A 25023-nucleotide genomic window follows, 5' to 3' on the forward strand; every position below is an offset into this window, starting at 1 on the left:
TGTAGACGCAAGCCACGCGCCTACAGGTCTCTCCAGTCAAGGAATCTCCATGAACACATTCTTCGCCCGCAACACCCTGACCGCTCTGGGGCTGGTGCTTTGCGCTGGCCTGGCCCACGCCGATGCAACCCTGGACAAGATCCAGCAGCGTCATAAAGTCAGCATCGGCGTGATTCTCAGCGGTCCGCCGTTCGGCACCATCGACCCGAAAACCGGGGAGCATCTGGGCTACAACGTCGAGCTGGCCAAAGGCATTGCCAAGCAACTGGGCGTCGAACTGGAAACTGTTTCGGTACTGGCGCCCAATCGCGTGCAGTTCCTGCAACAGGGCAAGGTTGATCTGCTGATCGCCAACATGCAGTACACCGACGAGCGCGCGCAGATTCTCGATTACGCGCCGACACCTTATGAAGAAGTCGGCGGCGCCGCATTGATCCGCAAAGGCGCCGGCATCACCCAGTGGGCAGACCTCAAAGGCAAGCCGGTGTGCGTGTCCCAGGGCAGCAACTTCATCAAGCCGTTGCAGGAAACCTACGGCGCCGAGATCAAGGCATTCCGCAGCCAGTCCGAGTCGCTGTTGTCGTTGCGCGGCAATGGCTGCGTAGCGGCGGTGCACGTCAGCCCGACCATGCACGCGTTGCTCGACGATGCCGATTGGTCCGGCTACGAAACGCCGCTGCCGAGCGACCTGATCCCGTCCAATTCAGTGATCTGGGTACGCAAGGGCGAACACGACGTGCAGGCCAGACTCGACGCGATCATTCGCGACTGGCATCGCAGCGGCTGGTTGATCGACGTCGGTCAGCGTACCGGCATGGCCCCGTCCCAGGCCTTGCGTGAGCTGCACGAGAAGTACAAAAGCGCTGCGCCTCTGGCCGTAACGCCATGAGTGCAGCCCTGTTCCAGGCCTTGCAACAGCTGTTGGGCGCCAACCACGTGCAGGACAGTGAGCAGGCCAGCCCGTTCTTGACCGACAAACAAGGCACGTATGTTGGTCGGGTCATCGCGGCCGTGCATCCGGCCAACACCGAAGAAGTCGCCGCCGTGGTGCGCTTGTGCGTCGCCCATGGGGCGCCGATTGTGGTGCAGGGCGGCAACACCGGTTTGATGGGCGCGGCAACGCCGGACGGCAGCGGCACTTCGGTGTTGTTGTTGCTGGATCGCTTGAATCGCGTGCGCGCGGTTGATACCGACAACGACACGCTGACTGTCGAAGCGGGCTGCATCCTGCAAAACCTGCAGGACGTGGCGCGTGACGCCGGGCGGCTGTTTCCGTTGAGCCTGGGCGCGGAGGGCAGTTGCACCATTGGCGGCAACCTCGGCACCAACGCCGGCGGCACTGCGGTGCTGCGTTACGGCAACACGCGGGAGTTGACCCTCGGCCTGGAAGTGGTCACTGCCGAAGGCGAAATCTGGGATGGCCTGCGCGGTTTGCGCAAGGACAATACCGGTTACGACCTGCGCGATCTGTACATTGGCAGCGAAGGCACGCTGGGCATTATCACGGCGGCAACCCTCAAGCTGTTTCCGCTGCCCAAGGCGCAAGCCACGGCCTTGCTGGCGTTCGATTCCCTGGCGCAGGCGGTGGATTTGCTGTCCCACGCCCGGGCCGGATTTGGCGCGAGCCTGACTGCGTTCGAATTGTTGACCGCTGACTGCCTGGCGTTGCTGCGTGAACAGTTTCCCGACGGGCCGCAGCCATTCCTGGATGCGCCGCAGCCCTGGTTCGCGCTGCTGGAACTCTCGGACAATCACAGCGAAGCCCATGCGCGACAAACCTTCGAAGAGGTGCTCGGCGAAGCATTCGAGTCGGGTTTGCTGGCGGACGCCTTGATTGCCGAAAGTCTGGCCCAGAGCGAGGCGCTCTGGCTGCTGCGCGAGAACATGAGCGACGCGCAGCAACGTGCCGGTCGCAACATGAAGCACGATATTTCAGTGCCAATTTCCCGGATCGTCGACTTCGTTGCCCACACCGATGCGTTGCTGCAAGAGCACTTCCCCGGCGTGCGCAATTTCACGTTCGGCCATCTGGGTGACGGCAATCTGCACTACAACGTGGCGCATCCGCTGGACTCCAGCGTCGAAGCGCACATGCAGAACTATGTGGCGTTGAGCGAGCTGGTCCACGACAGCGCCCATGCTCACGGCGGCTCCATCAGCGCCGAACACGGCATCGGCCAACGCAAGCTGGCGATGTTGCCCCGTTACAAAAGCCCGGTGGAACTGGATCTGATGCGGCGCATCAAGCGCGCTCTGGATCCGCAGAATCTGCTCAATCCGGGCAAGGTATTTGCCCTGGACGACGACGGAGAATCTCTATGAGCGTGCGTCTGTCAAAACGCGTGCAGCGCGTCACGCTGTCGGCCAATGCGGCGGCCAAATCCCGCGTCACGGCACTGCGTGAGGCGGGCGTCGACACTCTCGACCTGACCACCGGCGAGCCGGATTTCGATACCCCGGAACACATCAAGCAAGCCGCTTACGCAGCCATTGCCGCTGGCGACACCAAATACACCCCAACACCGGGCGTGCGGGCCTTGCGCGAAGCTGTGCAAAGCAAGCTCAAGCGCGAGAACCGTCTGGATTACCCGCTGCCGTCCATCGTGATTGCCAACGGCGCGAAACAGATCATTTACAACGCCTTTGCCGCAACCCTGGATGATGGCGATGAAGTGCTGGTGCCGGTTCCCTACTGGCCGTCGTTCCCGGACAGCGTGCGATTCAGTGGTGGCGAGCCAGTGTTCGTCGAGTGCGGTCTGGAGCAGGGCTGCAAACTGACGCCGACTCAGCTGGAACAACACATCACCGAGCGCACCCGCTGGCTGATTCTGAATGGTCCCGGCAACCCAAGCGGCGCGGTGTACAGCGAGGCAGAACTGCTGGCGCTGGCCGAGGTGCTGCGCCGTCATCCGCAAGTGCTGGTGTTGCTCGACGAATTGTACGAGCACATCCGTTTCGATGATCACTCGGCGCTGAACCTGCTTAACGTCGCGCCGGATCTGCAATCCCGCTGCCTGTTGGTGGGCGGTGTGTCGAAGACCTACGCCATGACCGGCTGGCGCATCGGTTTCGGCGCCGGGTCAAAAGAACTGACCACCGCGATGACCGTGGTGCAATCGCAGTCCACCTCCGGCGCGTCTTCGGTGGGGCAGGCGGCGGCGTTGGCGGCGTTTGAGGGCGGGCTGGGATTTCTTCCCGAGCAGGTTGCCGCGTATCACCAGCGCCGGGATTTGCTGGTCTCGGCATTGAGCGCCGTGAATGGCTTGCAAGTGCTGGAACCACAAGGCGGCTTCTTCGTGTTTGTGCGTTGCGCCGGTTTGCTCGGTCGTTATCGCCCGGACGGCGTGCGCCTGGACAGCGACGCTGACGTGGTGGACTGGCTGCTGGAGTCCGGCGTCGCCGGTGTCGCGGGCAGCGCGTATGGCCTGTCGCCGTGGTTCCGCCTGTCGATTGCCACTGCCACCAGCAGCGTTGCCGAAGCGGGTCGACGTATCGCCGTTGCTTGTGAGCGGCTGTTGATCGAGGCGCCGCAATGAGTCAGTGGCTGGAACTGTTCGTTCACTGGACCGCAGGCTTTGGCCTCAACTACAGCTTCCTGCTGGATGCCTATCAACGTGGCTCCATGGTGGACGGTGCGCTGACCAGTATCCTGCTGTGCGCCTTCACCATTGTTGGCAGTTTGCTGGTTGGTGTCGCGCTGGCAGCGATGCTGACCTCGGGCAAAGGTTATCTGGCGACTCCGGCGCGGGTATTCATCGAAATCACCCGCAACACGCCGACGCTGGTGCAGCTGTACTGCGCGTTTCTGGTTCTGAATATGCTGTTGACCCAGGCGGTAGGCGCGGCCAATCCGCTGACGCCGTTTGCCTGGGTGGTGATTGTGATTTCCCTGCACAAAGGCGCGTTTCATGCTGAAGCCTTGCGCGCCGGCATCGAAGCGGTGCCGACCGTGACGCTGGAAGCCGCCAGCTCCCTGGCGTTCAGCAGTCGCCAGTTGTTGTGGAATGTGCAGCTGCCGCTGGCGCTGCGCTTTGCGCTGCCATCGCTGATCAACAACCTGATCGACCTGGTGAAAATGACCGCTGTTGCCTCGGCCATTGCCGTGGGCGATATCACTTACGCGGCGATCATGATCTGGACCCAGAGCGATAACGTCCTGGAACTGATGATCCTGATCCTGTCGTTCTTCGGCTTGCTGAGCTTTGTCGTCAATTGTGTAGGTCGCGCCCTTGAAGCGCGCCTGAGGATGCCCGGCTATGGCCATTGATTCATCTGCCGTTGCGCCTCTGGCCTGGCCGCGTCGCCATATGTGCAAGCTGGCGGTGCTGTTGGCCGCATTGGCCTGGCTAATAGTCGCCGCACCGCACAGCCCGGTGTTTCTAGCCTTGGTGCAATGGTCCCCGGCGCTGGCGAAAGGCTTCGGGCAGAATATTTTGATCAGCCTGGTGGCTATCGGCCTGGGCTCGGTGATGGGGCTGCTGATCGGTGCGCTGGCGCTGTCGCCGACCTGGCTGATGCGTTTGCCGGCGCGGATCTGGGTGCAGATCTTCCGCAATGCGCCGTGGCTGGTACTGATCTACTTCACGACCTATGTGTTCCCGTTCGAGATTCACATTGGCAGTTCGTACGTATCGTTCCCGGATTGGGTGAAAGTGACCATCGGCCTGGCGCTGCCCGCCAGTGCCAACGTCGCGGAAATCTTCCGTGGCGCTATCGCCTCGATCCCCAGCACGCAATGGGAAGCGGCCCGCTCCCTGGCCTTTACGCGCTGGCAGATTTTCACCTCGATCATCCTGCCGCAGTGCTTCAAACGCATGTTGCCGCCGTGGATGAACCTGTACGCGGTGATCACCATGGGCACGGCGCTGGCCTCGCTGGTGGGCGTGCATGACGTGATCGACACCGCGCAGATCGCCAGCAATACCGTCAACCAGACCGGTTTTACCGTGCTGATCTACTTCAGTTTGCTGGCGTTGTTCTTTGCTTATTGCTACCCGATTTCCCGACTGACCCAACGCCTGGAGCGCCGTTATGCCTTCTATTGAAACCGCTTCGCAGCCTTTGGTCAGCCTGCGTGACCTGCATCTGTCGTTCGGCAGCAATCATGTGCTCAAAGGCATCGACCTTGACGTGCAGCGCGGCCAGGCAGTGTCGATCATCGGCCCGTCCGGCTCGGGCAAATCGACGATCCTGCGCTGCATCACCGGCCTGCTGCCAACCCAGCGCGGCACGATTCGCGTGGGTGACACCGAAGTGGACAAGCTGGCCAACGAGGCGCAGCGCATCGAACTGCGTAAACGCGTGGGTTTCGTGTTTCAGCAATACAACCTGTTCCCGCATTTGTCGGTGCTGGAAAACCTGGTGATCGCGCCGCGCAAGGTACTGGGTCGCAATCGCGCCGACGCCGAACAGGAAGCTCGCGCCTTGCTGGCCAAGGTTCGCATGGAGCAAAAGGCCGACGCGTATCCGGGACAACTGTCCGGCGGTCAGCAGCAACGCGTGGCAATCGCCCGCGCCCTGGCCATGCGCCCGCAACTGATCCTGTTCGATGAGGTGACCTCGGCACTGGACCCGGAAACCGTGGGTGAAGTGCTGACGGTGATTCGCGAGCTGACCGAAGAGGGCATGACCTGCGTGCTGGTCACCCATGAAATGCGTTTTGCCGAGGAAATCAGCGATGTGGTGTATTTCACCGAAAACGGTCTGATTGTCGAGCACGGCAGCGCCGAGCAGATCTTTCAACACCCGACCAGCGAGCGTACCCACGAATTCCTGCGCCATGCCTTGGGCGATGCCGGGCGGCGTCCGGTGCCCAAGGGCGATCCGTTTTTGTTGAGCAATATCAGCCGTTACAGCTTGTCCGTTTGAATGACCAGAAGACCTGCGAAGCAGGCGTTACCTGCGTGCAGTTTTATAAAAAACCGACTGCAATGACCTCCCAGGAGTATTTTTCATGACCACCGAAACCCGTGCCCAAGCCATCGAGACGCTTCTCGATCAAGTTCGCATCATCAACCAGCGCGGCGTGGACCGTGCTGCGCTGCAAGAAATCATCGGCCTGCTCGAAGGGCTGGCCGCGCGTCACGATCTGTTCAATTTCGACGCGTTCCCGTCGCCGGTGCCGGGCGAGGGCGACACCGCCTTTCGCTACCGCCTGAACGATGATGGCGAGACGCCGACGCTGTACATGAACTCGCTGCTGCCGGGCAAGAAAACCCTGCCGCACAATCACGAAACCTGGGCGGTGATCGTTGCCGTGCAGGGCCAGGAAATCAACTACGTGTGGGCGCGCAGCGATGACGGCAGCGACCCGCAGTACGCCAAACTGGTGCTGGACAAGGAAGTCTTGGTTCAGCCGGGTACGCCGATCGGTTTCCTCGGTGATGACCTGCACGGCATCCTCGTCGAAGGCGAAACACCGACGCTGCACTTCCATTTGTACGGTCGCCCGCTGGAGTCGTTGAATGGCCGTTATGGTGTCAACGAAGAAGGCCGCGTGCTCAATTACAATGCCTCGCAAATGGCCCCGTCGATCAAGGCCTACGCATGATCGACCTGTATTACTGGCCCACCGGTAACGGCCTGAAAGTCGCCATCCACGCCGTATCTGAGCCAGTTGCAGCTATTCAAGGAAAAGGCCCCCGAGCCGATTCCGTTTGCCCTGGACCTGCTCAATGCCGAAGCGACGCGTCTGTATGGCGTGCTGGAAAAACGTCTTGGCGAGGTGCCGTTTGTGGCGGGGGAATACTCCATTGCCGACATGGCGATTTTTCCGTGGATTCAGCCGCTGCGTCAGGGCCAGGATCTGGCTCGCTATCCACATATCGACGCCTGGCGCGAACGTATCAAGGCCCGTCCGGCCGTGCAGCGCGCGTATGCCAAGGGCAGGGAAGTGGCGGCGGCCGAGCGGTCGTTGGTCTTGCAGTAATTCAGGCCACGATTTGTGGGAGCGAGCTTGCTCGCGAAGGCGATTTTCGGGCTCGAAACACGTCGGCTGTATTGGCCCCTTCGCGAGCAAGCTCGCTCCCACACAGTCTGTACAGAAGCTGTATTCAAAACAAATCAGAGAACCCCATGAGCCAAATCATCACCCCGGCGCAACTTCAGCAATGGCTGTTCGATGGACAGGAGATCGCCCTGTTCGACGTGCGTGAGCATGGTCAGTACGGCGAGGCGCATCTGTTTCACGGGCAAAACCTGCCGTACAGCCGACTGGAACTGGAAGTGCCGCGTCTGGCGCCCAATCCTGTCGTGCGTCTGGTCATCTACGATCAGGACGGCACTGAGTTGGCAGCGCGGGCTGCGGCGCGGCTTGAAGCGTTGGGCTACGCGCAGGTGCACATTCTGCAAGGCGGCGCCGAAGGTTGGCAGGCCGCCGGCTTGCAGTTGTTCGCCGGGGTGCATGTGCCGTCCAAGGCCTTTGGTGAACTGGTGGAAGAGGCGAGCCACACGCCGCACATCAGCGCGGGCGAACTGGCGCAGTGGCAGGCGCGCGGCGAGCCGCTGCTGTTGCTGGACGGTCGCCCGTTCGATGAATACCGCAAGATGACCATTCCGGGCTCGATCTGCTGCCCCAACGGTGAACTCGGTTACCGCTTGCCTGAGTTGTTGCAGGACGAAACCACGCCCATCGTGGTCAACTGCGCCGGTCGCACCCGCAGCATCATCGGCGCGCAGACCTTGATTGATCTGGGCGTGAAAAACCCGGTGTATGCCCTGGAAAACGGCACCCAAGGCTGGTTTCTCGCTGACTTGCAACTGGAGCACGGCAGCAGCCGTCGCTATCCGGACGCGGTATCGCCGCTCGCTCTGGCGAAACAGCGCGACGCCGCCCAGGCGTTGGCTCGGCGCGCTGGCGTCAGCACGGTGAGTGCCGAGACGGCAGCAACCTGGGCTGCCGATGCGCAGCGCAGTCTGTTTCTGTGTGACGTGCGCACCGCCGAGGAATTCGCCGCTGGCACGCTGCGCGGTGCGCAACATACGCCTGGCGGGCAGTTGATTCAGTCCACTGATTTGTATGTCGGCGTGCGCCATGCGCGCCTGGTGCTGGTGGACAGCGACGGAATTCGCGCGCCGATTGTTGCCAGTTGGCTGCGCCAGTTGGGCCACGATGCTTATGTGCTGGAAGGCGGAATTGATTCGGGCTTTGCCCTGGATGCAGCGCCGCTGGTTGCCGGGCCATCGTTGCCGACTATTAGCGCACAAGAGCTGAGCGATGCTTTGAAAGATTCCGCCGTGGCACTGATCGATCTGCGCCCGAGCATGAGCTTTCGCAAGGGCCATATTCAAGGCTCGCGCTGGTCGATTCGTTCGTTGCTCGCCGCCGCAGTTGCTGACGAGCAACGGCCGCTGGTATTGGTCGCCGACAGCCCGGAAGTGGCCCAGCTGGCTGCGCTGGAACTGCCTGACGCTCAACGTGCTTATGTGCGGCTGTTGGACGGTGGGTTGCAGGCCTGGCAGAACGCGGGTCTGGCGGTGATAGAAGATGCCGCCGCGCTCTCTGATGAACACTGCATCGATTTTCTGTTCTTTACCCATGACCGCCACTCGGGCAACAAGGATGCGGCGCGGCAATATCTGGCCTGGGAAATCGGCCTGTTGGCACAGATGACTGACGCGGAAATCGCCAGCCTCAAGCCGCTCAATGCAAAAAAGCCTGAGCGCTCGTCGGCAGCTCCTTTGGTGCGTACCCGGCTGATTCACGCGGCGCGTACTGAAAAGGGCAGCGGCGGGCGCGGGGTGAATGTGCCGGTCACGCGCTTGAGCACGGTGCTGTTCGACAGCCTTGGGCAAATGCGCGACGCACGTAAACGCCGGGATAGTGAGCGCGTGTTGAGCTACGGCGCGCGTGGCAACCCCACCGCGTTCGCCCTGGAGGATCTGGTCAGCGAACTGGAAGGCGGTCATCGCAGCAAGCTGTTCGCCACCGGATTGGCCGCCGTGGCGCAGACATTCCTGGCGTACCTGCGGCCCGGCGATCATGTGCTGCTTACCGATGCGGTGTACGGCCCGGTTCGCCGCCTGGCCACGGATTTTCTGCAACCATTCGGTATCGAGGTGGAGTATTTCGCGGCGGATGGGCGGGGCATCGAAGGGCAGCTGCGCGGCAATACCAGAATGGTCTACGCCGAAGTGCCGGGTTCGCTGCTGTATGAACTGTGCGATCTGCCAGCAATTGCCGCGTTGTGCAAACCGCGAGGCATTCTGCTCGCCGTTGATAACACCTGGGGCTCGGGCTATCTGTATCGACCGCTGACCCTTGGCGCGGACATATCGATCATGGCCCTGACCAAGTATGTGTGCGGCCATAGCGATGTGGTCATGGGCAGCGTCTGCACCACGCAAGCGGTCTGGCCTGCGTTGGCGCGCATGAGCGACAGTTTCGGCAATACCGTCAGCCCGGACGATGCGTATCTGGTGCTGCGCGGCGCCCGTACCTTGGCGGCGCGCATGGAAGTGCATGAGCGCCAGGCGCTGGAAATCGCCCATTGGCTGCAAGCCCAGCCGCAGGTCAAACGCGTGTTCCATCCGGCCTTGAACGATCACCCGGATCACGCGCTGTTCAAACGCGATTTCAGCGGCAGCAACGGCTTGTTGTCCTTTGAGCTGGCGGACGCAAACCCTGGGCAACTGGAGCGTTTCATTGGCGCCCTGGAGCTGTTTGGCCTGGGCGCTTCATGGGGTGGTTACGAAAGCCTGATCACCGTGGCGGATGTCAGTGATCGCAACAATGTGGCCGACAAGGCCCTGAATCCAGTGCTGCGTCTGCACATCGGGCTGGAAGACGTGGCCGCGTTGCAAGAGGACCTGAACCGAGGTTTCGCCGCTATAAAAGCGTGACGGCACGGCTAAATGTTATTTCATAACACTTGGAATTCGAGCTATGTAATGCTGTAACAAATCGTTGCAGGTTACTCGCTCATGAAAGCTCCCCGCGTTCCCTCCATCACCGGTTCAGTGCTGGCTCAATCCGCCTGGAAGCGGACAGTGCTGGCGCTGGCAATGCTGGTGCTGCTTTGGCTGGCCATCGTTTGGGCGGTGGCCATCCCATGAGCGCCGCCATTGCCTTGAACGACCTGACCGTCGCTTACGAACGCCGTCCCGCCGTGCATCACATCAGCGGACGCTTCGAGGCCGGCAGCCTGACGGCCATTGTCGGCCCCAACGGCGCTGGCAAGTCCACCTTGATCAAAGCCATCGCCGGCACCATGAAACCCGCTGCGGGCCACGTGGATCGCGGCCATCTGGCGGCGAAAACCCTGGGCTATCTGCCCCAGGCTGCCGAGATTGATCGCAGCTTCCCCTTGAGCGTGGCCGATACCGTGGCCATGGGCGCCTGGCACAGCATCGGCCCGTTTCGTGGCTTGAGCCGGGATCTGGCCCGCCGCACCCAGGCGTCATTGCAGGCCGTAGGGCTGGACGGTTTTGAAGGGCGCAGCATTGGTTCGCTGTCGGCCGGGCAATTCCAGCGGGTGCTGTTCGCCCGATTGCTGTTGCAGGATGCGTCGGTGATTTTGCTCGACGAGCCGTTCAACGCCATCGACGCCCGTACTACGCGGGATCTGCTGGAGCTGGTGCGCGTCTGGCATGGCCAGGGCCGTACGGTGATTGCCGTGCTGCACGACATCGACCAGGTTCGTCAGCATTTTCCGCAAACCTTATTGATGGCTCGGGAAGCGATTGCCTGGGGCGCCACTGCTGATGTTTTGAGCGTCGTGAACCTGCGCAAGGCGCGCAATATGGCCGAGTTCTGGAGTGCCGATGCCGAGTTGTGCGCGCTGGAAGCTGAAGACCAGCAGGAGCGCCGGGCATGATCCTGTATTCGCTGCTGGTCGAGCCCTTCGTCGAATTCGGCTTCATGCGCCGGGCCTTGGTCGCCTGCCTGGCATTGGGTATCGGTTCCGGCCCGGTGGGCGTGTTGCTGATGCTGCGGCGCATGAGTCTGGTGGGCGACGCCATGAGTCATGCGGTGCTACCGGGCGCGGCGCTGGGCTTCCTGTTTTTCGGTTTGTCGTTGCCCGCCATGGGCATTGGCGGGTTGATCGCCGGTCTGGCCGTCGCGCTGCTGTCCGGGCTGGTCAGTCGGCTGACCAGCCTGCGTGAGGACGCCAGCTTCGCCAGTTTCTACCTCACGTCATTGGCGGCCGGGGTGATGATCGTCTCGCTGCACGGCTCCAATGTCGACCTGCTGCATGTGCTGTTCGGCACCATCCTCGCCATCGACGCCGACGCGATTTATATGGTTGGCGGCATCGCTTCTTTCACCGTGATCCTGTTGGCGCTGATCTATCGGCCCTTGGTGCTGGAGTGTTTCGATCCGGGTTTTCTGCGTGCGGTGGGCGGGCGCGGCTCGCTGTATCACGTGCTGTTTCTGCTGCTGGTGGTGCTCAATCTGGTGGCGGGCTTTCAGGCGTTGGGCACGCTGATGGCGGTCGGCATGATGATGCTGCCAGCCACGGCGGCGCGTTTCTGGGCCACCTCACTGAGTGCGCTGGTATTGATTTCGACGTTGGTCGCGACGCTCTCGGGTTTGATCGGCTTGATCATTTCCTACCATCTGGGCGTCGCGTCGGGCCCGGCGATTGTCCTGACCGCCAGCGCTTTCTACGGCTTTTCCCTGTTGTTCGGTCGCACCGGCATCCTGCGACAACTGTTCCCCAAACCCCATCTCGCTCACTGAAACGCCTCATAAAACGGAAAGAAATGTGATGAAGAATTCGATGCTGTTGAGCTCAATGGCAGCGTTTGCGCTGTCTGCGTTTAGTCTGCTGGCCCAGGCCAAACCTGTTGAAGCGGTGGCTTCGTTCACGGTGATTGCCGACATGGTGCATAACGTCGGCGGTGATCGGGTGCATGTCACGTCGCTGATCGGGCCGAACGGCGATCCTCATGTCTACGAGCCGACCCCGGCCGATGCCCAGGCGTTGAAAAAGGCCGATGTCGCGTTCGTCAGTGGTTTGCATCTGGAAGGCTGGCTCGACCGTTTGATCAGGGCCTCGGGCTACAAGGGCCAGCCGGTGGTGCTATCGGATGGCATCAAGACCCGCAGCATGGAAGAAGACGGCAAGCGCATCACCGACCCTCACGCCTGGAACAGCGCCGCCAATGGCGTGATCTACGTGCGCAATATCGTTGCTGCCTTGAAGAAGGCCGATCCCGAAGGAGCCAGCGTTTATCAGGCTAACGGCGAGCGTTACATGGCGCAGTTGCAGGAACTGGACAGCTACGCGAGGGCGCAAGTCCAGGCGATTCCAGCGGCCAGGCGCAAGGTGCTGACCTCTCATGACGCCTTTGGTTATTTCGGCGATGCTTATGGCGTGACCTTCCTGTCGCCACTGGGCTTTTCCACTGAATCTGAAGCCTCGGCCGCGGATGTCGGCAAGTTGATCCGCCAGATCAAGGCCGAGCATGTCAGTGCGTACTTCTTTGAAAATTCCGGTGACCCGCGTCTGGTCAAACAGATCGCCGACGCCAGCGGCGCCCAGCCCGGCGGCGAGCTGTACGTCGAATCCCTGTCGCCCGCCGACGGCCCGGCCGCCAGCTATGCGCAGATGTTTCGCTACAACGTCGACAAGCTGACGGCGGCGATGAGGGGGCAGTGAATCCAATTCAGTCCCGTTGGAGTAGGGCTTGCCCGCGAAGGCGTTGTGTCAGCCAAACGGGATTCGTCAGCAAAATCGCCTTCGCGGGCAAGTCGGAACGCCGCCCGCTCGCTCCAACAGATAGGGTTACTTCCCGATGAACTTGAACACCGTGGTCTGGGTGTAGGTCTTGCCTGGATCCAGGCGCGTGCTTGGAAATTTCGGCTGGTTCGGCGCGTCCGGATAGTGCTGGGTTTCCAGGGTGAACGCGCCCCAGTGCGGATAGACCTTGCCAGCCTTGCCGTGGATGCTGCCATCAAGGAAGTTGCCGGTGTAAAGCTGCACGCCGGGCTCGCTGGTGAACAACTGCAAGCGCCGTCCGGATTGCGGGTCGCTGACCTCTGCGGCGAGTTTGCTCACGTCGCCTTTGGTGTCCAGCACCCAGTTGAAATCGAAGCCGCCTTGCTTGGGTTCGGCGTATTTCAACTGCTGATGATCGGCTTTGATGTTCTTGCCGATTGCCGTGGGCTTGAGAAAGTCCATGGGCGTACCGCTGACAGCGGGCAGCTCACCGGTGGGAATCAACTTTTCATTTACCGGCGTGTAATGCGAGGCGTGCAGGGTCGCGACCTGCTTGAGCACATCGCCGTTGCCGGCGCCAGCCAGGTTGAAGTAACTGTGGTTGGTCAGGTTCAGCACCGTAGGTTTGTCGGTGGTGGCGCGGTACTGAACGCGCAGCTCGTTTTTCTCGTTCAGGCTGTAGGTGACTTCGGTGTTCAGTGCGCCGGGAAAACCCATTTCGCCATCGGCCGACAGGTAAGTCAGTTTCACGCCAACCCAGCCATTGCCGTTGCTCGGCTCGGCTTTCCAGACCCGCTTGTCAAACCCTTGAGGACCGCCGTGCAGGGCGTTGGTCTTGTCGTTTTGCGGAACCTGATAGGTCTTGCCGTCCAGGCTGAACTGGCCGCCCGCAAGGCGGTTGCCAAAACGACCGATGGTCGCGCCGAAATACACCGTGCCGTTGTTCTGATAGCCCTGCACATCATCGAAACCCAGCACCACATCGTCGACCTTGCCGTTCTTGTCCGGCACCAGCAGCGATTGCAGCGTCGCGCCATAGGTAATGACGTTGGCTTCGATGCCATGGCTGTTGCGCAAGGTGTACTTCTCGACGGCGGTGCCATCGCTGGTCGCACCAAAGGCGCTGTGTGCACTGGAAAGCCCGGCCGCGTTGGCCGTCAGGGTTGCGATCATCAGGGACAGTCCAAAGCTGCTGAGCAGAGAAGAGGGTTTCATGGGTTGTTCTACCTTTTTTTGTTGTTTTGCGCAGTACCGACGGTTCGGGCTGCAGTGGGGAAGTACCTAAACCTCATTTGATTGGTAAGACTATTCATTGGTGATTTTAGCGATAAGTGGATTTATAGACGATAAAAGCGTGCTTGAAAATTTAATCGTAATACTATTTAGTAGCTGCACGGGATTATTGGTTCTCATCAGCGTCTGTAAAGGTCGATTGCTGGGCCGTTGAGCTGACTTGACGCTCAATCATGTGATGATTAGCCTCGATCTGCGGAAAAACCGCATAGCGAGGCGTACGCATCATGAGCAGTAATTTCCACGCGTCGACGGTGGATCGGTTGGGAACCTGGATCGCGGCGGGCAATGTAGCGCCGGGGCAGGTGTTGAAGGTTGAAGCGGTATTGGCCGAGGAATTGGGCGTCAGTCGAACGGTGATTCGTGAGGCGATCAAGACGCTGGTCGCCAAAGGGTTGCTGGAAGTGGGGCCCAAGGTCGGCACGCGGGTCATGCCGATGCGGAGCTGGAATCTGTTCGATCCGCAGGTTGTGGGTTGGCTGGCACGCAAGGGTTTGTCGCAAGGGTTTGTGATGGATCTGCTCGACCTGCGCCGCACCATCGAGCCGATGGCGGTGCGCTGGGCTTGTGACAGGGCGACTCCGGAACAGATTGCGCAGATCCAGGCGGCATACGAGGCCCTGGCGATATCCGTGGCGGACAAGGGCGATTACAACCTGGCGGATCGGCGTTTTCATGAGGCGGTGCTGGCGGCCAGTCACAACCAGTTCATCGAGCAGATGTTGCCGGCGCTGGGTGCATTGCTGGCGGTGTCGTTCGAAGTGACCTCGGCAGTGCCGGGTGAATTGGGCAAGACGCTGCCGCTGCACAAGGAACTGGCCGATGCGATTGCGACACGGGATGCAGCGCGCGGGGTCTGGGCGTGCATGACCCTGATCGAGCAGGCAGCAGTGGTGATTGCCGGGTTTTTCGCCAGTCAGACCGCCGCGCAAACCGCGGAGTAAACGCAGTACCGATTAACCGAAAAAAATAATAACAAAGGTGATTTTATGCACTGGCAGCCCGTAACCGAGCACCGTTTCATGCTGGCCGAAGGACCGTTCTGGGATCACGAAACACTGGCGTTGTATTGGGTGGATATCGCGGCGCGGCTGGCCTGCCGCCTGGTTGATGGCCACTTTCGTAAATGGCGGATGCCCGAAGCGGTATCTGCATTCATCCCCACCCATGCTGGCGATGCCTTGGTAACTCTGGCCAGCGGCGTGTACCGCCTGGATCTTGATTCCCCCGCCGATGAGCCGCGCTTGCGCCTGCTGTGTGTCGCCGATCCGGTCAGCGGCAACCGCGCCAATGAAGCCCGCTGCGACGCGCAGGGCCGTCTATGGCTGGGCAGCATGCAAAACAATCTGGATGAAGAAGGCGGCGACTTGCCGTTGAAGCGCCGTTCGGGCGGTCTGTTCCGCATCGATCATGACGCGAGCGTCACGCCGTTGCTCGCCGGGCAAGGCATCGTCAACACGCTGTTGTGGAACGCCGCGGGCGACGAGGTGTACAGCGCCGACAGCCTGGATGGGGTGATCTATCGTTATCCGATTCGCGCTGATGGCCGCCTGGGTTCGCGTGACGTCTGGGCGACCGAGCATGCTCGCGGCACGCCGGACGGTTCAGCCATGGACGCCGAAGGGTATATCTGGAACGCACGCTGGGACGGCCATTGCCTGATCCGCTTCGCCCCGGACGGCAGCGTCGACCGGTTGGTGGAATTGCCGGTCAGCCATCCCACCAGCTGCGTATTCGGCGGCCCGGATCTTTCTACGCTGTATGTCACCAGCGCCGCGCCCGCCGATGCCAGCGGTCAGTTCGACGGCGCGTTATTGATGGCAGATGTGGGTGTGCAGGGCATGGCTTGTCACCGTTTTGCAGGATGAATTCGCTGTCCCCGGGATGCCGTGACACTAGGTTACATAGTCGGCATTCATAATATGATATGACTGGTTTCTGTTGTTTTGACGTCCTTGCGGTGTCCCGACAACCTCACCGCTGGACGCTGTAGCTATTCAATAAAAATAAGGAGTTAGCTATGTTGAGTCGCCACGGGATTCGCTCCCTGTGCTGTGTTGCCGTCGCCACTGCCGTTCTGGGCATGAGCGGCATTTCCTCCGCTGCCGATAAGATCAAGATCGGCTTTCTGGTCAAGCAGGCTGAAGAACCCTGGTTCCAGACGGAATGGGCTTTTGCCGAGAAAGCCGGGAAGGATCATGGTTTCGAGGTCATAAAAATCGCCGTGCCAGACGGTGAAAAGACTCTCGCCGCTATCGACAGCCTTGCCGCCAACGGCGCCAAGGGCTTCGTCATCTGCCCGCCAGATGTTTCGCTGGGCCCGGCCATTGTCGCCAAGGCCAAGGCCAATGGCATGAAAGTCATGGCCGTTGATGATCGCTTCGTCGATGCCAAGGGTAAGTTCATGGAAGACGTGCCGTATCTGGGCATGGCCGCTTTCGAAGTGGGTCAGCAACAGGGCGCCGCCATGGCCGCTGAAGCGAAGAATCGCAACTGGGACTGGAAAGAGACCTACGCGATCATCAACACCTACAACGAACTGGATACCGGTAAAAAGCGTACTGACGGTTCTGTTAAAGCGCTGGAGGAAGCCGGCCTGCCAGAAGACCACATTATCTACGCGCCGCAGAAAACCCTCGACGTGCCCGGCAGCATGGACTCAACCGGCTCGGCACTGCCTAAACTTCCTTCCTCGGCTAAAAACCTGATCGTTGGCGGCATGAACGACAACACAGTCCTGGGCGGTGTTCGCGCAGCAAGCTCTGCATTCAAGCCGACAAACCTCATCGGGATTGGTATCAATGGTACCGACGCCATCGACGAATTGAAGAAGAAGGAAAGTGGCTTCTTCGGTTCGATGCTGCCAAGCCCGGACAAGGAAGGCTACAACACCGCTTTGCAGATGTATGAGTGGGTCAAGGATGGCAAGGAACCGCCTAAATACACCGCGATGGAAGACGTGACATTGATCACCCGTGCCAACTTTCAGGAAGTGCTGACCAAAATCGGTCTCTGGAAGTAACGCGCACACCACGTCGCTGGCCTGAAATTTCAGGCCTCCATCTGCAAGTCCTCGCTCCATTGACCCATGGAGCGAGGAGGAGGTTTCCATGCAACAACTGGCCACTGAACAGCAACCATCCGCTGGCAGTCTGCGTTTCAACGGGATCGGCAAGACCTTTCCCGGTGTGCGTGCGCTGTCGGACATCAACTTTGAAGCACGTCCGGGCAGCGTGCATGCCTTGATGGGCGAAAACGGCGCGGGCAAATCCACGCTGTTGAAGATTCTTGGCGGCTCATACCAGCCCAACAGTGGCAGCTTGTCCATTGGCGGGCAGGAACAGGTCTTCAAGTCCACGGCTGACAGCATTGCCGCCGGTGTCGCGGTGATTCACCAGGAACTGCAACTGGTGCCGGAAATGTCCGTCGCCGAGAACCTGTTACTCGGCCACATGCCCAACCGCTGGGGCATGGTCAATCGGCGGGCCATGGTGCGCCGCGCCCGGGAACTGCTTAAAGGTCTGGCCGACGAAATCGACCCGAACACTCGCCTGGGCGATTTGTCCCTCGGTCAGCGCCAGTTGGTGGAAATCGCCAAGGCTATGTCCCGTAACGCCCATGTCATCGCCTTCGATGAACCCACCAGCAGTCTATCGGCCCGGGAAATCGATCGATTGATGGCGATCATCATCAAGTTGCGCGACGAAGGTCGGGTCATTCTTTACGTGTCGCACCGTATGGAAGAGATCTTCCGGGTCTGCGATGCAGTGACGGTGTTCAAGGATGGTCGCTTCGTACGCACCTTCGAGGACATGGCCGACCTGGATCATGATCGGCTGGTGACTTGCATGGTCGGTCGCGACATTCAGGATATCTACAACTATCGCCCGCGCCAGCATCAGGGGCCAAGTCTGCGGGTGACCGGACTGATGGGGCCAGGGTTGCAGGAACCAGTCAGTTTCGCCGTGGAGAAGGGCGAAGTGCTGGGCTTTTTCGGCCTGGTGGGCGCTGGCCGTACCGAACTGTTCCGCATGCTTTCCGGCCTGACACGCAGCAAGGCAGGCGTTCTGCAGATTGAAGGCAAGGCGCTGGAATTCAAGTCCCCGCGTGACGCCATCGCCGCCGGGATACTGCTGTGCCCGGAGGATCGCAAGAAAGAGGGCATCGTGCCGCTGTCCAGCGTGCAGGAAAATATCAATATCGGCGCGCGGCCGCGTCACGTCAGCCTGGGTTGCCTGATTCAGGGGCGATGGGAGCGCGATAACGCCAAGGCGCAGATCAAGTCAATGAACGTCAAGACGCCCTCGGCCGATCAGCAAATGCTGTTCCTATCCGGCGGCAATCAGCAGAAGGCGATTCTCGGGCGCTGGCTGTCGATGCCCATGAAGGTGCTGCTGCTGGATGAGCCGACGCGCGGCATCGACATCGGCGCGAAATCCGAGATCTATCAGATCATCCATAACCTTGCCGCCGATGGCATTGCGGTCATTGTCGTGTCCAGCGATCTGATGGAGGTCATGGGCATTGCCGACCGGATCCTGGTCATGAGCGAGGGCGCCATCACTGGCGAGCTTACCCGCGACGAGGCCAATGAAGCACGACTGCTGCAACTGGCACTGCCGCGAACCCGCGTCTGAACCTGGCCAATACACCGTGAAAAATAAAAAAGAGGTGCGTATGTCTACCGAAACCAGCCTGACGGCTCCACGCCAGGGTCTCAATGTGCGTCGTTTAATCGACGACTGGGCAATGTTGATGGCCGCTGTGGGCATCTTCGTGCTCTGCGCGCTGCTGATCGATAACTTCATGTCACCGCTGAACATGCGCGGTCTGGGCCTGGCGATTTCCACGGTGGGCATCGCCGCCTGCACCATGCTGTTCTGCCTGGCTTCCGGACATTTCGATTTGTCGGTGGGCTCGGTATTGGCCTGCTCCGGGGTCATCGCCGGGATTGTCATGCGCGACACGGACAGCCTGTTCCTGGGGATTTCGGCCGCCTTGGCCATGGGCCTTGTCGTGGGGCTGATCAATGGCATCGTGATTGCCAAGCTGCGCATCAACGCGCTGATCGCGACGTTGGCGACCATGCAGATCGTCCGCGGCCTTGCGTATATCTTCTCCAACGGCAAGGCCGTCGGAGTGATGAACGAAGACTTCTTCGTGTTCGGCAACGGCCAGCTGTACGGCGTGCCGGTGCCGATCCTGATCACCATTGCCTGCTTCGCCTTCTTTGGCTGGTTGCTCAACTACACGACGTACGGCCGTAACACCCTGGCCATCGGCGGTAACCAGGAAGCTGCGTTGCTGGCGGGTGTGCATGTGGATCGCACCAAGATCATCATCTTCGCCGTGCATGGCCTGATCGGCGCATTGGCCGGCGTGGTCCTGGCTTCGCGGATGACCTCCGGGCAACCGATGATCGGCCAGGGCTTCGAACTGACGGTGATTTCGGCCTGCGTGCTGGGCGGGGTTTCGCTGAGCGGCGGCATCGGCATGATTCGCCATGTGATCGCCGGGGTGCTGATTCTGGCGATCATTGAAAACGCCATGAACCTGAAGAACATCGACACCTTCTATCAATACGTGATTCGTGGTTCGATCCTGCTGCTGGCGGTGATCATTGACCGGATGAAGCGTCGGTAAGGCTATCGTGTAGGACCGGCTTCAGCCGGGAGGGCGGCATTCCCAGTACAGAAACTACCTCAAATGTACCTGCCTCCTCGCGGATAAATCCGCTCCTACGGACCGCTGACTCGCGATCCTGTAGGAACGTTCGAAGGTTACGATGGCCGCGAGGTGGTGTGTCAGGCAGACCGCCATCGCTGCCTCGCGCTGCTCGTAAACTCCCACATCAAGTCACGTGATCCAACGGGATTTTTTTGGGGGCCCCAAAAATATGAAATCTCCTACGGAAATTAAAAGATTGGCGAGTCCACGCTAACTAATTAGAATGATTCTCATTTTAATTAGTGACATGCGCAGTGGGCCGTTAAGCATGAGGCAAACAGCAGGGCCGTCAGAGGCCACTCTGGAAAATTTCTACCGTGAACACCGCAGCTGGCTGGAAAACTGGCTGCGTGCGCGGCTGGGCAATGCGTGGGATGCCGCCGACCTGAGCCAGGATACCTTTGTCCGGGTTCTGGCCAGCCAACACAGCGAACCGCTGACCCAACTGCGTGAACCTCGCGCGTATCTACTGACGGTCGGCAAGCGTTTGCTGGTCAATCATTATCAGCGTCGCAGCCTTGAACAGGCTTATCTTCAGGCCTTGGCGACTTTGCCCGAGACTGTCATTCCGTCCCCCGAACAACGCTGGATTCTGCTGGAAACCCTGCAAGCCCTGGATGAATTGCTCGACGCGTTGCCGCTGGCGGTGCGCCGGGCATTTTTATGGGCGCAACTGGAAGGCTTGGGTTACGCGCAGATCGCGCAGCGGCTGCAGGTGTCCGAGCGCACCGTAAAACGCTACATGGCCCAGGCTTACACCCATTGCCTGATGGCCGAGCTGTGAGCAGTTCCGCGCCGTCGCGCCGGGTGGCCGAGGATGCGGCGTACTGGCTGGTGCTGCTGGAATCCGGCGCCGCCAGTGACGAAGACTGCGCGCAGCTGCAACGCTGGCGCGAGCAATGCCCCAGTCACGAACAGACCTGGCAAAAAGCCCAGGGCCTGCGCGGCAGATTTTCCGCACTGCCCGGCGAACTGGCACTGGCCAGCCTCGACCGCCCGGCGCTGGGCCGTCGTACCGTTCTCAAGCGAACCTTGATCGTCGCCGCGTTGCTGCCTGGCGGTTGGCTGCTTAGCCAGCATGCCCCCGTGGCGGCCTGGCGCGCTGATTTGCGTACGGTCGCAGGCGAGCGCAAGGAGTTGCGTCTGCCCGATGGCAGCCTGTTGCAACTGGATACAGCCAGCGCGGTGAATATCGACGTTGCCACCCGCAGCCTGGCCCTGATCGAAGGTGAGCTGGCCTTGAACATGGCAGCGAACACGGCCGCCATCGCCATCGACACCCCCGCAGGACGCATTCTGACCAATGACGCCGAGCTTTGCGTGCGGCTGGACGGGCAGGGCTGTAGGGTTTCCGTCTGGCGCGGCAGTGTCGATCTGTTCCCGCAAAACGGGATGAGCGTGCGGCTGCACGGCGGCCAGCAAACCACCATGAACGCATCCTCCGTGGCGCCGTTGCACAGCTTCGACACCCGACAACCGGGCTGGCGCGAAGGGGTGCTCAGCGTCGAAAACCAACCCCTGGGGCTGTTCCTTGCCGAACTGAGTCGGTATCGGCCTGGCGTCCTGCGCTGGGAACCGGCGCTGGATGCCTTGAAAGTCACCGGTACCTTCCGCCTCGACGATACCGACAAGATCCTGTTTCTACTGGCAGCCAGCCTGCCGGTACAGGTGCGGACGCGAACCCGGTATTGGGTCACGCTGACGCCCCGCAAAATTTCTGCCTGAGCCGTGTCCCTTTTTTTGACCTCGCCTGTCATTGCTCTCAAGTGAACGAAATAAGAGAGTGTTCCGATGCCCGCAGTTTTTCTTCGACGTCTGCGCCTGACCCATCTGGGCATGCGTCCTTTGCTTCAAATGAGTTGCCACGCCAGCGTTCTGGTCGGGCTGGGTGCGGGTTCGGTGCTGGTCGCGCCGGCATGGGCCGAAGAGGGCGCCAGACACAACTATCAGATCCCCGCCGGAAGCCTGAGCTCGGCATTGACCCGTTTTGCTGCGCAGGCCGGTGTCAGTCTGTCGGTTGATCCGGCCTTGGTCGCCGGTCGCAACACCGCCGGGCTGACGGGCGACTATGCACCCCAGGAAGGTTTTGCCCGTTTGCTGCAAGGCACTGGCCTGCAATTGCAGCCGGTCGCCGATCAGTCCTATACGTTGATTGCGGCACCGACCAGTGAAAATGGCTCGATGGTGTTGCCGCAAACCTCCATCGACGGCAGCCGCTTTGATCAACAGGGCGATGTGTACTCCGGCGGGCAAGTCACGCGACGCGGCAATCAGGGCATGCTCGGCGATCATGACTTCATGGAAACGCCGTTCAACCTGACGTCCTACACCAGCACGACGGTGAAGAATCAACAGGCTCGCACCCTCGGCGATGTTGTCGCCAACGATCCTTCGGTGCGTACCACCAATCCGGCCGGTGGTCGTTTTGAGCAGTTCTCCATTCGCGGTTTGAGCCTGTACAACAGCGACGTGTCGTTCGGCGGTCTGTACGGCGTGCTGCCGACGTATTCCATCGACATGGAGATGGTCGAACGCATTGATATCCTCAAAGGCCCCGGCGCACTGCTCGGCGGCATCGCGCCCCGTGGCAGCGTGGGTGGCGGGATCAATATCGAGCCCAAGCGCGCAGGCAAGGATCCACTCACCGAATTTACCGGCAGCTATGCGTCTGCGGGCCAGTTCGGCGGCAGCATGGACATTGGTCGACGTTTTGGCGATGAACAGGAATACGGCGTGCGCTTCAATGGCGTGCGTCAGTCCGGCGAAACCGAGTGGGATCATCAGTCGGTGGAGCGCGAAGCAGCGGTGATCGGCCTGGATTTCAAGAAAGAGCGGGTGCGTTTGTCCCTTGATTTCGGTCGTTCCGAGCGCCACGGCGATGCACCTATCGAACGAGTGGAAGTCGCCGCCGGGATAAAAATGCCCAAGGCCGAAGACATCCATCACAACTTTGCCCAGCCCTGGACTTACGCCGATTCCAAGGACACCTTCGGCGCGGTGCGTGGCGAGTATGACGTCAGCGATTCATTGATGGTCTATGCCGCAGCCGGCGCGCGCAGTGGCGAGTACGACTTCCTGCGTCACGCGGTGCAGGTCACCAACAGCAACGGTAATTTCAACATGACCCCTCGCTCGTTTCAGCGCGACGAAGAGGTCAAGACCTTTACCGTCGGCGCGCGCAGCTGGTTCAATACCGGGCCGATTGGCCATACCGTCAACCTGAGCCTGAACCGCTTCGACATGGAATTCGATAACAGCGGCGAGCGTTACCTGACCCGCGTCAGCAACCTCTACAACCCGGTGTTGCAGCCATATCCGGGCGTGCCCAATCGCTTCGACACCTCGACTCACACCGAAGATGTGTTCTCCAGTGCGGCGCTGGCCGATACCTTGAGCTTCTTCGATGATCGGGTGCTGTTGACCCTCGGCGCGCGGCTGCAACGGGTCGAGGTCGACGCCTATGCCAATGGCGTGCTCGGTCAGCAATATGACGAGCAAGCCACGTCGCCAGCGGCGGGTCTGGTGATCAAGGCCACCGACAACATTTCCCTGTACGCCAATTACATCGAAGGCCTGAGCCAGGGCGAAACCGCGCCGACCACGGCGACCAACCGCGATGAAGTGTTTGCGCCGTACAAATCGAAACAGACCGAAGTCGGCGTCAAACTCGACATGGGCGGCTTCGCCACGACCTTGAGCGTGTTCCGCATCGAACAACCAAGCTATATCACCGACGCCAGCGGCAACTTCAAGCCCGATGGCGAACTGCGTAATCAGGGCGTCGAGTTGAACCTGTTTGGCGAACTCGCCAGCGACGTGCGTCTGCTGGGCGGGGTGATGGTGCTCGACAGCGAGCAGACCAAAACCGCTTTGGGCCAGTACGACGGCAAGCGCGGCACCGGTTCGCCGATCCTCAATGCCAATATGGGGCTCGAATACGACATCAACCGGTTGCCGGGCTTGACCTTGACCGCGCGGGCCATCCACACCGGCTCACAATACCTGGATCAAGCCAACGAGCAGAAAATCGACGCCTGGCAGCGCTACGATCTGGGCGGGCGTTACGCCTTCAAATTGGGCAGCAATCCGATCACCCTGCGCGCCGCAGTCGAAAACGTGCTGGACAAGACTTACTGGGTTTCTGCCGCTACGTCGTCGGATGCAGCGGCCGGCTTGACCTTGTCTACACCGCGCACCTGGCTAGTGTCGGCGACGGTGGGTTTCTAGTCTGGATTACGGCCGGCAAAGACTGCTGGCCCGTACCTTCAGCAGCGCCGGGAAACGATGGGATTGCACCGGTTCCCCTGCCAGGCGTTTGAGCAGGGTTTGCACGGCTTGCACGCCTTGGGCATGCATGCTGGTGCTGATGCTGGTCAGTTGCAGGTGGGCAGCCAGCGGCGTGTCGTTGTAGCCGACCACGGCGATGTCACGCCCGGCCACCAGCCTGCGATTGCGCAGGGCACCGAACAAGCCGATGGCGAGGAAGTCGTTGACGGCGAAAATCGCCGTGGGCGGCTGCGGATGAGCGAGCAGGATTTCGCCGGTGCTGAAACCGGTCTGCGTATCGAAATGGCCGGGGATGATCCGTTCAGCAGCAATTTCGATACCTTGCTCCCGGTAATACTCGACAAAGCTGGCGGTGCGTTCCATTGCGTTGCTGCTGTGCGGCTCGCCGGCAATCACCGCGACACGCGTATGCCCTTGGGCGAATAAATGCTCGGCAACCAGTCGACCGCCCATTTCGTCGTCGGAAGTGATCGAACAGTGTTGGCCCCGGCGTCGGCTGACCAATACGAACGGCACCTGGCGTTCTTCCAGTTCCTCAAGAAATCCCGCTTCATTCGTGCAGTGCACGTCGCTGATGATCAGCCCGGCAACATTGCGCGCCAGCGCTCGCTCGGCCCGTTCGCGCTGACGTTCGGGCAGGTCCAGGGTATTGGCGACGAATGAGGTATAGCCCATGGCGCTGGCGGCTTCGTCGATGCCTTCATAAACCGTTGCCAGCACAATATCGGACAGCCTCGGCACCAGCACGCCAATCTCACGGCTATTACGGGTTTTCAGAGTCCTGGCATGGGTGTTGGGCTGGTAATCCAGGCTGGCCGCCAGCGCGCGAATACGCTCGATGGTGTCTTTGGAGGCCGCGCGACCGGCGTGATCCAGCGTGCCGTTCAAGACTCGCGAGACGGTTGAAACATGGATATTGAGTTGCTGGGCGATACCGCGAAGCGTAGCCGGACGTCTGTTCATGGGGTACGCCTGAAAGTGCAGATGAGCAGGGTGCCATGCTCGCATCAAGTCGGGTCGCTGCACAGACTCAACCGATCCAGGACCGGTAAGC

Annotated in this window: 23 protein-coding genes; 21 read left to right on the plus strand and 2 right to left on the minus strand. The window is 60.7% G+C overall.

Annotated features, from left to right (window positions below; genetic code table 11):
• Positions 1-49 precede the first annotated feature (49 nt).
• The 13 genes from AABC73_RS12195 (at position 50) to AABC73_RS12255 (ending at position 12602) form a co-directional block, all read left to right on the plus strand.
• The gene (locus AABC73_RS12195; protein ID WP_341523793.1) at positions 50-889 is read left to right on the plus strand and encodes a transporter substrate-binding domain-containing protein; all 840 of its coding nucleotides are present in this window, start codon (positions 50-52) and stop codon (positions 887-889) included.
• Positions 886-2322 carry an FAD-binding oxidoreductase gene (locus AABC73_RS12200; RefSeq protein WP_341523794.1) on the plus strand — a complete coding sequence of 479 codons (1437 nt, stop codon included), beginning with the start codon at positions 886-888 and terminating at the stop codon, positions 2320-2322. The genes AABC73_RS12195 and AABC73_RS12200 overlap by 4 nt, the downstream gene beginning before the upstream one ends.
• Positions 2319-3536, plus strand: a complete 1218-nt coding sequence (locus AABC73_RS12205) for an aminotransferase class I/II-fold pyridoxal phosphate-dependent enzyme (RefSeq protein ID WP_341523795.1) — start codon at positions 2319-2321, stop codon at positions 3534-3536. Before AABC73_RS12200 ends, AABC73_RS12205 begins: the two co-directional genes overlap by 4 nt.
• Positions 3533-4267, plus strand: a complete 735-nt coding sequence (locus AABC73_RS12210) for an amino acid ABC transporter permease (protein ID WP_341523796.1) — start codon at positions 3533-3535, stop codon at positions 4265-4267. Before AABC73_RS12205 ends, AABC73_RS12210 begins: the two co-directional genes overlap by 4 nt.
• On the plus strand, positions 4257-5045 hold the full coding sequence (locus AABC73_RS12215) for an amino acid ABC transporter permease (RefSeq protein WP_341523797.1): 789 nt from the start codon (positions 4257-4259) through the stop codon (positions 5043-5045). The genes AABC73_RS12210 and AABC73_RS12215 overlap by 11 nt, the downstream gene beginning before the upstream one ends.
• Positions 5032-5868 (plus strand): amino acid ABC transporter ATP-binding protein, encoded by an 837-nt coding sequence (locus AABC73_RS12220; RefSeq protein ID WP_341523798.1) that lies wholly within the window; start codon positions 5032-5034, stop codon positions 5866-5868. Before AABC73_RS12215 ends, AABC73_RS12220 begins: the two co-directional genes overlap by 14 nt.
• Positions 5869-5953: 85 nt before the next feature.
• On the plus strand, positions 5954-6550 hold the full coding sequence (locus AABC73_RS12225; protein ID WP_341523799.1) for a cysteine dioxygenase: 597 nt from the start codon (positions 5954-5956) through the stop codon (positions 6548-6550).
• 66 nt (positions 6551-6616) lie between these two features.
• The gene (locus tag AABC73_RS12230) at positions 6617-6928 is read left to right on the plus strand and encodes a glutathione S-transferase family protein (RefSeq protein WP_341523800.1); all 312 of its coding nucleotides are present in this window, start codon (positions 6617-6619) and stop codon (positions 6926-6928) included.
• 146 nt (positions 6929-7074) lie between these two features.
• Positions 7075-9840: a cystathionine beta-lyase gene (gene metC, locus AABC73_RS12235; protein ID WP_341523801.1), complete on the plus strand. Its 2766-nt coding sequence runs from the start codon at positions 7075-7077 to the stop codon at positions 9838-9840.
• Between the two features lie 81 nt (positions 9841-9921).
• Positions 9922-10053 carry a hypothetical protein gene (locus AABC73_RS12240; protein ID WP_276205006.1) on the plus strand — a complete coding sequence of 44 codons (132 nt, stop codon included), beginning with the start codon at positions 9922-9924 and terminating at the stop codon, positions 10051-10053.
• Positions 10050-10814: a metal ABC transporter ATP-binding protein gene (locus tag AABC73_RS12245; RefSeq protein ID WP_341523802.1), complete on the plus strand. Its 765-nt coding sequence runs from the start codon at positions 10050-10052 to the stop codon at positions 10812-10814. The genes AABC73_RS12240 and AABC73_RS12245 overlap by 4 nt, the downstream gene beginning before the upstream one ends.
• Positions 10811-11680: a metal ABC transporter permease gene (locus AABC73_RS12250; RefSeq protein ID WP_341523803.1), complete on the plus strand. Its 870-nt coding sequence runs from the start codon at positions 10811-10813 to the stop codon at positions 11678-11680. Before AABC73_RS12245 ends, AABC73_RS12250 begins: the two co-directional genes overlap by 4 nt.
• 28 nt (positions 11681-11708) lie before the next feature.
• Positions 11709-12602 (plus strand): metal ABC transporter substrate-binding protein, encoded by an 894-nt coding sequence (locus AABC73_RS12255; protein ID WP_341523804.1) that lies wholly within the window; start codon positions 11709-11711, stop codon positions 12600-12602.
• A 126-nt stretch (positions 12603-12728) separates the two neighbouring features.
• Here the strand turns inward: AABC73_RS12255 and AABC73_RS12260 are convergent, their stop codons facing one another.
• Positions 12729-13877 (minus strand): aldose epimerase family protein, encoded by a 1149-nt coding sequence (locus tag AABC73_RS12260; RefSeq protein WP_341523805.1) that lies wholly within the window; start codon positions 13875-13877, stop codon positions 12729-12731.
• 305 nt (positions 13878-14182) lie between these two features.
• Between AABC73_RS12260 and AABC73_RS12265 the strand changes: the two genes are divergently transcribed.
• The 8 genes from AABC73_RS12265 (at position 14183) to AABC73_RS12300 (ending at position 23909) form a co-directional block, all read left to right on the plus strand.
• Positions 14183-14899, plus strand: a complete 717-nt coding sequence (locus AABC73_RS12265) for a FadR/GntR family transcriptional regulator (RefSeq protein WP_341523806.1) — start codon at positions 14183-14185, stop codon at positions 14897-14899.
• Between the two features lie 45 nt (positions 14900-14944).
• Positions 14945-15823 carry an SMP-30/gluconolactonase/LRE family protein gene (locus AABC73_RS12270; RefSeq protein WP_341523807.1) on the plus strand — a complete coding sequence of 293 codons (879 nt, stop codon included), beginning with the start codon at positions 14945-14947 and terminating at the stop codon, positions 15821-15823.
• A gap of 152 nt (positions 15824-15975) precedes the next feature.
• Positions 15976-16977 (plus strand): substrate-binding domain-containing protein, encoded by a 1002-nt coding sequence (locus tag AABC73_RS12275; protein WP_341523808.1) that lies wholly within the window; start codon positions 15976-15978, stop codon positions 16975-16977.
• A gap of 88 nt (positions 16978-17065) precedes the next feature.
• Entirely contained in the window at positions 17066-18592 is a 1527-nt protein-coding gene (gene araG / locus AABC73_RS12280) for an L-arabinose ABC transporter ATP-binding protein AraG (protein WP_341523809.1), read from the plus strand.
• A gap of 40 nt (positions 18593-18632) precedes the next feature.
• Positions 18633-19598: an L-arabinose ABC transporter permease AraH gene (araH, locus tag AABC73_RS12285; protein WP_065836435.1), complete on the plus strand. Its 966-nt coding sequence runs from the start codon at positions 18633-18635 to the stop codon at positions 19596-19598.
• A gap of 352 nt (positions 19599-19950) precedes the next feature.
• Complete coding sequence (locus tag AABC73_RS12290) at positions 19951-20466, plus strand: sigma-70 family RNA polymerase sigma factor (RefSeq protein ID WP_341523810.1); 516 nt, start codon at positions 19951-19953, stop codon at positions 20464-20466.
• Positions 20463-21407, plus strand: coding sequence for a FecR domain-containing protein (locus AABC73_RS12295; RefSeq protein ID WP_341523811.1), 945 nt, complete (start codon positions 20463-20465; stop codon positions 21405-21407). The genes AABC73_RS12290 and AABC73_RS12295 overlap by 4 nt, the downstream gene beginning before the upstream one ends.
• Before the next feature lie 66 nt (positions 21408-21473).
• Entirely contained in the window at positions 21474-23909 is a 2436-nt protein-coding gene (locus AABC73_RS12300) for a TonB-dependent receptor (protein ID WP_341523812.1), read from the plus strand.
• A gap of 6 nt (positions 23910-23915) precedes the next feature.
• On the opposite strand, the gene AABC73_RS12305 is transcribed toward AABC73_RS12300, so the two are convergent.
• Positions 23916-24932: a substrate-binding domain-containing protein gene (locus AABC73_RS12305; RefSeq protein WP_341523813.1), complete on the minus strand. Its 1017-nt coding sequence runs from the start codon at positions 24930-24932 to the stop codon at positions 23916-23918.
• Positions 24933-25023: the final 91 nt, after the last annotated feature.

Source organism: Pseudomonas sp. G.S.17 (genome assembly GCF_038096165.1).
GTDB lineage: Bacteria > Pseudomonadota > Gammaproteobacteria > Pseudomonadales > Pseudomonadaceae > Aquipseudomonas.

What these genes read in the sequence shown, in the direction of transcription:
- AABC73_RS12195 (WP_341523793.1), top strand. Translation starts at nt 50, where the DNA reads ATGAACACATTCTTCGCCCGCAACACCCTGACCGCTCTGGGGCTGGTG.
- AABC73_RS12200 (WP_341523794.1), top strand. Translation starts at nt 886, where the DNA reads ATGAGTGCAGCCCTGTTCCAGGCCTTGCAACAGCTGTTGGGCGCCAAC.
- AABC73_RS12205 (WP_341523795.1), top strand. Translation starts at nt 2,319, where the DNA reads ATGAGCGTGCGTCTGTCAAAACGCGTGCAGCGCGTCACGCTGTCGGCC.
- AABC73_RS12210 (WP_341523796.1), top strand. Translation starts at nt 3,533, where the DNA reads ATGAGTCAGTGGCTGGAACTGTTCGTTCACTGGACCGCAGGCTTTGGC.
- AABC73_RS12215 (WP_341523797.1), top strand. Translation starts at nt 4,257, where the DNA reads ATGGCCATTGATTCATCTGCCGTTGCGCCTCTGGCCTGGCCGCGTCGC.
- AABC73_RS12220 (WP_341523798.1), top strand. Translation starts at nt 5,032, where the DNA reads ATGCCTTCTATTGAAACCGCTTCGCAGCCTTTGGTCAGCCTGCGTGAC.
- AABC73_RS12225 (WP_341523799.1), top strand. Translation starts at nt 5,954, where the DNA reads ATGACCACCGAAACCCGTGCCCAAGCCATCGAGACGCTTCTCGATCAA.
- metC (WP_341523801.1), top strand. Translation starts at nt 7,075, where the DNA reads ATGAGCCAAATCATCACCCCGGCGCAACTTCAGCAATGGCTGTTCGAT.
- AABC73_RS12240 (WP_276205006.1), top strand. Translation starts at nt 9,922, where the DNA reads ATGAAAGCTCCCCGCGTTCCCTCCATCACCGGTTCAGTGCTGGCTCAA.
- AABC73_RS12245 (WP_341523802.1), top strand. Translation starts at nt 10,050, where the DNA reads ATGAGCGCCGCCATTGCCTTGAACGACCTGACCGTCGCTTACGAACGC.
- AABC73_RS12250 (WP_341523803.1), top strand. Translation starts at nt 10,811, where the DNA reads ATGATCCTGTATTCGCTGCTGGTCGAGCCCTTCGTCGAATTCGGCTTC.
- AABC73_RS12255 (WP_341523804.1), top strand. Translation starts at nt 11,709, where the DNA reads ATGAAGAATTCGATGCTGTTGAGCTCAATGGCAGCGTTTGCGCTGTCT.
- AABC73_RS12260 (WP_341523805.1), bottom strand. Translation starts at nt 13,877, where the DNA reads ATGAAACCCTCTTCTCTGCTCAGCAGCTTTGGACTGTCCCTGATGATC.
- AABC73_RS12265 (WP_341523806.1), top strand. Translation starts at nt 14,183, where the DNA reads ATGAGCAGTAATTTCCACGCGTCGACGGTGGATCGGTTGGGAACCTGG.
- AABC73_RS12270 (WP_341523807.1), top strand. Translation starts at nt 14,945, where the DNA reads ATGCACTGGCAGCCCGTAACCGAGCACCGTTTCATGCTGGCCGAAGGA.
- AABC73_RS12275 (WP_341523808.1), top strand. Translation starts at nt 15,976, where the DNA reads ATGTTGAGTCGCCACGGGATTCGCTCCCTGTGCTGTGTTGCCGTCGCC.
- araG (WP_341523809.1), top strand. Translation starts at nt 17,066, where the DNA reads ATGCAACAACTGGCCACTGAACAGCAACCATCCGCTGGCAGTCTGCGT.
- araH (WP_065836435.1), top strand. Translation starts at nt 18,633, where the DNA reads ATGTCTACCGAAACCAGCCTGACGGCTCCACGCCAGGGTCTCAATGTG.
- AABC73_RS12290 (WP_341523810.1), top strand. Translation starts at nt 19,951, where the DNA reads ATGAGGCAAACAGCAGGGCCGTCAGAGGCCACTCTGGAAAATTTCTAC.
- AABC73_RS12300 (WP_341523812.1), top strand. Translation starts at nt 21,474, where the DNA reads ATGCCCGCAGTTTTTCTTCGACGTCTGCGCCTGACCCATCTGGGCATG.
- AABC73_RS12305 (WP_341523813.1), bottom strand. Translation starts at nt 24,932, where the DNA reads ATGAACAGACGTCCGGCTACGCTTCGCGGTATCGCCCAGCAACTCAAT.